Raw genomic sequence first — 6,656 nt, 5'->3', positions numbered from 1 at the left:
CAGCGCATGAAGCGCACCGGGGCCTTCTTCCTGCCTGCCGTCCCGGCTCCCAGGCCTGTCCAGCCTGCCCGGCATTTGCTCCGCGTTGCGTGTCGCTCCCGCCCGGGCATACGATGAGCTATCGAACATATGTTCGAAAAGGAAGTGGACATGCAGGCCTCGCAGCCAGAACCCTTGGCTCTCAACGAGCCACTGATACTTCCGTTCGCACCGGAAGCGGTTGCCTGCGGCTTCCCCAGCCCGGCCGAGGGATACTGGGCCGGGGACCTCGATCTTATTCAACACATGGTCCGCGACCCGGCCTGCACGTTCATATGGCGCGCAGCCGGCCATTCCATGACCGGAGCTGGAATCAACGACGGTGACCTGCTGCTCGTGGACCGGGGGATCGATCCCATTCCGGGCAAGATCGTGATCGCTGTCGTCGATGGCGAATACACCGTCAAGCGGCTGGACGTCATCCAGGGGCGCACTGTTCTCCTGGCAGAGAACCTCGACTACGCAGACATCGTTCTCCAGGAACACACGGAGATGTCGGTCTGGGGTGTAGTCACCTGGATCCTGCATGCTCCGAAAGTCAGGCGTGGTGTCAGACCCCGCCGATAGTCTCCGGCCGTGCCAATGACTGTTCCTGCTCCAGCGCCCGATCAAATTGCACTCGTAGACTGCGTCTCCTTTTACGCCAACGCCGAGCGGGTCTTCGACCCAACGCTGCGCGACCGGCCGACCCTTGTCTTGTCGAACAACGACGGCTGTGTGGTCGCCGCGTGCCCGTTGGTGAAGGCATTGGACCCCGACATCATGGGCAAGCCATGGTTCAAGATCCGTGGCTGGTGCCAAGCCAAAGGTGTCGAAGCAAGGTCATCGAACTATGAGCTGTATGGCTCGCTGAGCGCACGGGTTGCCACCATCCTGAGTCGCTTCAGTGCATGGCAGGAGGTCTACTCGATTGACGAAAGCTGGCTGAAACTCCGGGGGACTCCTGACGAGCTCGGACAGCTGGGCCAGGAGATCCGCCGGTCTGTCCTCCAGCTGACCGGCATACCCGTTCGTGTGGCGATCGCTCCCACGAAGACCCTCGCCAAGGTCGCCGCTCTCGGCATCAAGAAGAACCCCGCGTTCAATGGAGTGCTCGATCTCCGGCGGTTTCCGGAGGAGCAGCTTGACCGGATCCTTGACTCCCTCCATGTGACTGACCTCTGGGGCGTCGCCGGGCGTAACGGCAAGCGCCTGGCTGCGCTCGGCATCCATACAGCCAGAGAACTCCGCGACGCTGATGCCAAATGGCTCCGTAAGCGTTTCTCCGTCGTCATGGAGAGAACAATCCTCGAGCTGCGGGGGCAGAAATGCATCGAGCTGGAGACTCAGCCGCGTGCCGCCAAAGACCAGCTCATCTACTCCAGGAGCTTCTCCCGCAAGATCACCGACTCTGACGAGATGCACCAGGTGCTCTCAATCTATGCCCAGCGGGTCTCGGCACGGTTGCGGGCCCAGGGTTCTGTCGCCGGCGCGCTCTCCGTATGGGTCTCGACCGGCTGGGCCGACGAAGGAACGGTCCCGCATACAGCCCACCGGGCTGTTCCGTTGCCTGTGCCGACGGATGACCCGATCACGCTCACCAAAGCCTGCAGCGCAATCCTGGCTGAACTTTTCCCTGCGCCTGGGATCCGCTACGCCCGTGCAGGAGTAGTGCTTACGGGGCTGCGCGCGGCCGACGGCGTTCAATTCTTACCTGCATTCCAATCCGAATTCGAAGACCGGGGAGTAGGGAAGGTGCTTGACGACATCACCAGAAAGCTCGGCCCGCAGGCGGTCGGTGTGGGCCTGGGCGGCATGAAGAGCCCGCCGGCATGGGAAATGAAGCGCGCCATGCTCTCGAAGCGCTGCACGACCCACTGGGACGAGCTGCCGGTCGCTGTGGCCTAGATGAAGTCCTGGCTTTGCCCGGAACCAGGCAAGGAGAATGACGCGACTAGAATCGAACGTCCACGTCAAACTCTTCCTCTTTGCGGCCTGTGAGCTTGGAGGCGGCTTGCTGCACGACTTCAGGGATCTCTTCGACGTTTCTGGCGTCGACTTCCAGTTCTGGAAATTCACTTACGGTCAAGGACAACCGCCCATCCTCGGCCTTCCTGATGTGGGTTGTGAGTCGCATGCGTGAACCCCCTGCTGATGCTTTTTGCCCGCCTCAGCTCCCAGCCTAAGCCCGACGCGTGAAAGTGTCCTACGAGATCACCCGGAGTATGGGCAGGGAAATCTCGGTGTGAGATTCGGCTATCAACATGGCCAATTGTGCCGGACCCCGGCCTTATGCTCAAAGCTATGGAAGTTGAACTGACCGTTGAAGATGCCCAGGGCGCAATGACCCGGGTCAGCGCCACCGGCCCCGACTACGACACAACCCTGGCCGCGGCAAAAGAGAAAATCCCGGAAGGATCCCGGGCGATCAACATCCGCGTGCCCGACCGGGATGTCTGACCGACCCGGCATACCCTCCCGGTGACCGTGGCGTAGATCTGCAGTGTCTGAGGTGCGTGCGAAGCTTGAAGACCACCGGCGGCGAAACCCCGTCGGTGCCAGCACAGCACAAGGGGGACCATGACTTACATCTACATTTCCGAACCCAGCTTCTGGTGGCGCGCCGAAGCTGCGCAGCTGCGCCAATTCGTACCCATCGACCCTGACGTCGACGACGGGCGGCGGCGCTGGCCGGACCGCGACGAGCAGCGCTGGAATCTGGTTGCACAGGCGGTCACCCAGGTCTCGCAGGCACTGGCTGCCGGCCAGTGGGAGCCCGACGAAGATAACAGCGGACACAGCCTGGTCCGGATTGACGCCGAAGAACTGAGTAACACTGAGAAGAACATCGTCCGGAAGTGGTTCAGCGTGGACGAGCCCGTGGGCATGGATCCCTGGTTCGAACCGCTGCAGAACGGCCGGCACCGGCTCTGGTCGACACTGGACTTTTTCGGCAGTGAACCGGTTCCCATCAAGGGCGACGCCATCGGCTACGCGAATCCGGCGGACGCCGAGGTGCTGGGGGCCAACTGGCAGCACCTCTTCGCGAAGAACGTCGAAGAGCTCGAGGCTGTGACCTGGTTCGACGCCACTGACCCCGTCAACGTTCGTTTCGAGAATGCTCTGCGGACAGCTGCCCGCGGAGAACACCCCGCACCGTTCTGATGCTCGTCGCGACAAGATAACCGTGAGACCGCCGCCGCGACGTCGGCTCTTACACAAGAATGGCCCCCGCCCAATGGGCGGGGGCCTGCGTGTTCTTGTGAGCGAGGGTGACGCGCGGCCGCCTGGGGGCTGCTGGATTCCGCCATGCTCAGGTGGCCGCTTCCCAGAAGGTCCTGGTCCGGTCTGAAGCAAGCAGTCCGGCATCAGGAAGCACCAGACATACGATCAAGACAGTGCCGGTCAAGGTTGGTCATTACCAGGTCTGGCCACACCAGCAACGTCCCTCTTCGTGTTCCTGGATGACCAGGACCCGTTCCTCGCCGAGCAGAATGATGTCTTCGTAGCTGAGCATGCCTCCAGTGCAGCATCAGTTGCCAGCTGCCAGTAAGAGAGTCTTGGCGTATGTGGAAAACCGCAGGGACGATCAAGCTCGATCTGGTATCCCCAGCCGCCTCGATTCGGTGCCTTCAGCCTCCGTCCGAACCGGGCCTATCATGAGGGAGGGGGCACCTATTGGCCGCTTGTCGGGACAGATCATGGCACCACACAACGCGAATAGGCGGGACAACCGCATCCCTGGAATCGCAACATTGCGCCCCGGGCACCGCATCAGGGAAATACGACAGGACCTCCATGACCGACATCCTGTCCGGGCCCGCTACCAGGTCATGGCTGCTCATCATCCGTTGGCCGGCGGGGCACCTCTTGCGCCCCCGGCCTCCGATGAATATCAGATCCGCCTCTACACGCGGTCCCGCAGCGGAGACGTAAGAGTACGACTCGCCGCGGTCAGGGAGGCCATCGCAACCTCGCCGTATGTCTGGGAGGACCTTGCCGGCGATGGCGTACGGGAATGGGTCGAGCCTTCGATTGAGGACGACGCACTGTTGGCGGCCGCACTGGTGTCTCTGGGAACTTTGAGCGCCGAGGAACGCCCATACTTGGGAAAGTTTGTGGTCGAGCAGATCTACGAGATACTGACGAGCGCGGATGAGGCTTACTGGCAGCGAGCCGTATCAGGCCGTCGCCGGCACTGACCGAAACAACCTGGTTCCGAGATCCTCAGCTCCCAGAGCGGCCAAACGACGTTCTTGAACCGATGAAGCATGGGCCTCTCGGCTGAAGTCTGCAAGAATCACGCCATGGTCGACCGCACTGCGTCCGATGAGCACTACGTGCTTGACCTGTGCGATGGCGTCCTCGGTATGAGCAGCTTCCGCCAAGCGACGTTCGATTGGCTCCGCGGCGACCCGTCCCCGCTGCGGCCCCTCGGCACCAAGCTACCCGTGGACGGCTTTTGGTCCGATCTCAAGCTCGTCGTCGAGTTCCAGGAGGAGCAGCATTCGAAGCCGTCGCCGTTCTTTGATCGGCGGCAGACCGTCTCTGGTGTCGGTCGCGGCGAGCAGCGTCGCCTCTACGACGAAGGCAAGCGCCTTCTTATCCCCAAACATGGATTGAAGCTCATCGTGATCGAGAAGTCCGAGTTCGTCGTCAAATCGAAGCGGATCCTGCGCGACCCGACGAGGGACATTGCCGTGGTGCGCGCGCACCTCGGCAAGGCGCAGCCAAAACGGCTCTAGTGCCGACGTATCGGACGCCAATCGGCGCAGGACGAAAACCTGCGATGGATGTGCCTCAGACCTTGGCGCTGGCCGTGCAGTCCACGAGTGCCGAAGTGAGGTCCTTCGACTTCCAGAGCTTCTTGTCCTCCTCCTTCGGAAGGAAGTCCGAGATCGAGCCCGCCCCGATAGGAGCACCGCCGGCGAGAAAGCGCAGCGTCTCCTGCGAGAACCCGGCCTGGAAGACGACGCCCGCCAGGCACTCGCCCGACGCCGTGTAGGTCTTCTTCTGGTCCTCGTTCAGCGCGTAGGAGGAGAACATCGAGACCAGTCCTGCAGTCAGCTGCGTCGAGGAGTTGATGCTCGTGCCCTGCGGCACCGGGAACTTCGGCGTGAGATCCGGCTGCCGGGCCTGGGGGAGTTCCTGCCCCTGCTTCGACGGCGTGTAGACCTGATCCTTACCGTCTTTCGCCGCCCCTAGGGTCGGCGGGATCACCGAGTCGACGCAGGCGTCGAACTTGTCGCGCAGCTCGGGGGAGAGCATGATCGCGGCGTCCATCGCGCTGACCTCGCGCAGACCATCGGCCACCGCGGCGATGTCGTCGCTGCCTTTGCTGACGATGTACGCCTGCGCGGCGTCCGAAAGCTTCTTGTCCTGCACGGCGCGGACCAGGCACGCGCCACCGTCGGCGCTCTTGGCCCCGGTGCCCTGGAACACGAGCCGGTCCAGCGCCTTGCCCAGATCTGCGCTGGTCACTTTCGCCGCGCTGGTGCTCGGGCCCGGCGACGGCTCTGCCGTCTCTGAGCCGCCGGAGCAGCCGGCGAGCAGGCTGCCCAGCACCGCCAGTGTAGCGGCGGACAATACCGCCTTCCTCGTCATCGCGGTCTTCATCGCCATGGCCTCTCCTGTCGGGTCGGTGTCTGCGCCGGATGGCACAGAGCCCACATCCGACTGGTCTTCCAGTACATCTTATCCGATAGATCAATCGAATGACCTATCGTATGATGCGCGAAGAGCGACACAAAAGACGGCTGACAGAAGGTCTGCGCCAGGCCCTGGCGATGCCTGGTATCGCCAGGGGCAGCTGGGCTGGGAGGGATCAACGGAGTTGATCCGGACGGGTGCCCGACGCGTCCCGAGCGCGTCACCCGGTCCCTGGTGAGCCGGAGCGGGACGGCATGCCGTGCCCGGACGACGCCGACCTGAAAGAGGGGACTGTCAATGACCCGGACGACTGTGCCGACAGGCCTGATGCCGCGCTGCCAGATCGCAGACCCGCAGGTGCAGGAGCACCTGCTGTGCCAGCACTACGAGAGCGGCGGCGTGCAGTGCGAAAACCCGGAACCGCACACCGACGATCACTGGATCTCGGAGCACACAATTTCCCACGCGCTGGCCGGAAACGGCTACGCCTGCACGGCATTCGACCCTGCAGAGCCGGTTCAATCCTTCCAAGGGCCTGTCCCTACCTACACCGAGCAGCAGATGGTCGACGCGCTCCTGCGCTGCGCCGCGGACCGGGACAGCCTCCCGCGCAACGACTACATCCGCCGCAGGCACGACGACGAGCCGTCCGCACCGCTGCTGGAGCGCCGGTTCGGCTCCTGGAACGCAGCCCTGGAGAGAGCGGGCCTGAACACCACCGAGCAGCCGCTGCACTTCCAAGGCGCGACCACGAAGTGGACCGAGGAGATGATCCTCGACGCCCTGCGCGAGTGCTGGATCAAGACCGGCTCCATCACTGTGCTCGCCTACGAGGCCTGGCGCACTGGCGGCACCGACGGCATCTGCCGGACCCATGTCCCGCCGGCGGCCACCATCCGGTTCCGGATGGGCAGCTGGTCTCGGGCCACACAGTTCGCCGTGGGCTGAGCCGGCAGCCCCGGCGCGGTGGCAACCAGCCCGCCCATCCC

At 63.4% G+C, this 6,656-nt stretch carries 8 protein-coding genes; 6 read left to right on the top strand and 2 right to left on the bottom strand.

What is annotated here, in order from left to right:
• Nucleotides 1–150 precede the first annotated feature (150 nt).
• Nucleotides 151–606, top strand: a complete 456-nt coding sequence (locus ACFUTU_RS13055; protein ID WP_377964869.1) for a LexA family protein — start codon at nucleotides 151–153, stop codon at nucleotides 604–606.
• 15 nt (nucleotides 607–621) lie between these two features.
• Complete coding sequence (locus tag ACFUTU_RS13050) at nucleotides 622–1,926, top strand: Y-family DNA polymerase (RefSeq protein ID WP_377964867.1); 1,305 nt, start codon at nucleotides 622–624, stop codon at nucleotides 1,924–1,926.
• A 46-nt stretch (nucleotides 1,927–1,972) separates the two neighbouring features.
• Here the strand turns inward: ACFUTU_RS13050 and ACFUTU_RS13045 are convergent, their stop codons facing one another.
• Entirely contained in the window at nucleotides 1,973–2,155 is a 183-nt protein-coding gene (locus tag ACFUTU_RS13045) for a hypothetical protein (RefSeq protein WP_377964865.1), read from the bottom strand.
• Nucleotides 2,156–2,322: 167 nt separating this feature from the next.
• Here ACFUTU_RS13045 and ACFUTU_RS13040 point away from each other — a divergent pair, with 167 nt between their 5' ends.
• The 3 genes from ACFUTU_RS13040 to ACFUTU_RS13030 all read left to right on the top strand — a co-directional run bounded on the left by ACFUTU_RS13040 (nucleotide 2,323) and on the right by ACFUTU_RS13030 (nucleotide 4,763).
• A complete protein-coding gene (locus tag ACFUTU_RS13040) occupies nucleotides 2,323–2,478 on the top strand; it encodes a hypothetical protein (protein WP_377964863.1) in 156 nt (51 codons plus the stop codon).
• A gap of 120 nt (nucleotides 2,479–2,598) precedes the next feature.
• Nucleotides 2,599–3,183 (top strand): hypothetical protein, encoded by a 585-nt coding sequence (locus tag ACFUTU_RS13035; protein ID WP_377964861.1) that lies wholly within the window; start codon nucleotides 2,599–2,601, stop codon nucleotides 3,181–3,183.
• Between the two features lie 1,142 nt (nucleotides 3,184–4,325).
• Nucleotides 4,326–4,763 carry a hypothetical protein gene (locus ACFUTU_RS13030; protein ID WP_377964859.1) on the top strand — a complete coding sequence of 146 codons (438 nt, stop codon included), beginning with the start codon at nucleotides 4,326–4,328 and terminating at the stop codon, nucleotides 4,761–4,763.
• Nucleotides 4,764–4,818: 55 nt separating this feature from the next.
• Here the strand turns inward: ACFUTU_RS13030 and ACFUTU_RS13025 are convergent, their stop codons facing one another.
• Nucleotides 4,819–5,604: a hypothetical protein gene (locus ACFUTU_RS13025; protein WP_377964857.1), complete on the bottom strand. Its 786-nt coding sequence runs from the start codon at nucleotides 5,602–5,604 to the stop codon at nucleotides 4,819–4,821.
• Nucleotides 5,605–5,964: 360 nt separating this feature from the next.
• Here ACFUTU_RS13025 and ACFUTU_RS13020 point away from each other — a divergent pair, with 360 nt between their 5' ends.
• The gene (locus ACFUTU_RS13020) at nucleotides 5,965–6,615 is read left to right on the top strand and encodes a homing endonuclease associated repeat-containing protein (RefSeq protein WP_377964855.1); all 651 of its coding nucleotides are present in this window, start codon (nucleotides 5,965–5,967) and stop codon (nucleotides 6,613–6,615) included.
• The last annotated feature ends 41 nt before the right edge of the window (nucleotides 6,616–6,656 follow it).

The sequence above is a fragment of the Arthrobacter sp. NPDC057388 genome (assembly GCF_042668165.1).
Classification (GTDB): domain Bacteria; phylum Actinomycetota; class Actinomycetes; order Actinomycetales; family Micrococcaceae; genus Arthrobacter.
The sequence above is the reverse complement of the archived record's forward strand: the minus strand, read 5'-3'. Positions and strand labels throughout refer to the sequence as shown.

Excerpts from the sequence above, each read along its gene's own strand:
- ACFUTU_RS13055 (WP_377964869.1), top strand. The coding sequence starts at position 151 with ATGCAGGCCTCGCAGCCAGAACCCTTGGCTCTCAACGAGCCACTGATA.
- ACFUTU_RS13050 (WP_377964867.1), top strand. The coding sequence starts at position 622 with ATGACTGTTCCTGCTCCAGCGCCCGATCAAATTGCACTCGTAGACTGC.
- ACFUTU_RS13045 (WP_377964865.1), bottom strand. The coding sequence starts at position 2,155 with ATGCGACTCACAACCCACATCAGGAAGGCCGAGGATGGGCGGTTGTCC.
- ACFUTU_RS13040 (WP_377964863.1), top strand. The coding sequence starts at position 2,323 with ATGGAAGTTGAACTGACCGTTGAAGATGCCCAGGGCGCAATGACCCGG.
- ACFUTU_RS13035 (WP_377964861.1), top strand. The coding sequence starts at position 2,599 with ATGACTTACATCTACATTTCCGAACCCAGCTTCTGGTGGCGCGCCGAA.
- ACFUTU_RS13030 (WP_377964859.1), top strand. The coding sequence starts at position 4,326 with ATGGTCGACCGCACTGCGTCCGATGAGCACTACGTGCTTGACCTGTGC.
- ACFUTU_RS13020 (WP_377964855.1), top strand. The coding sequence starts at position 5,965 with ATGACCCGGACGACTGTGCCGACAGGCCTGATGCCGCGCTGCCAGATC.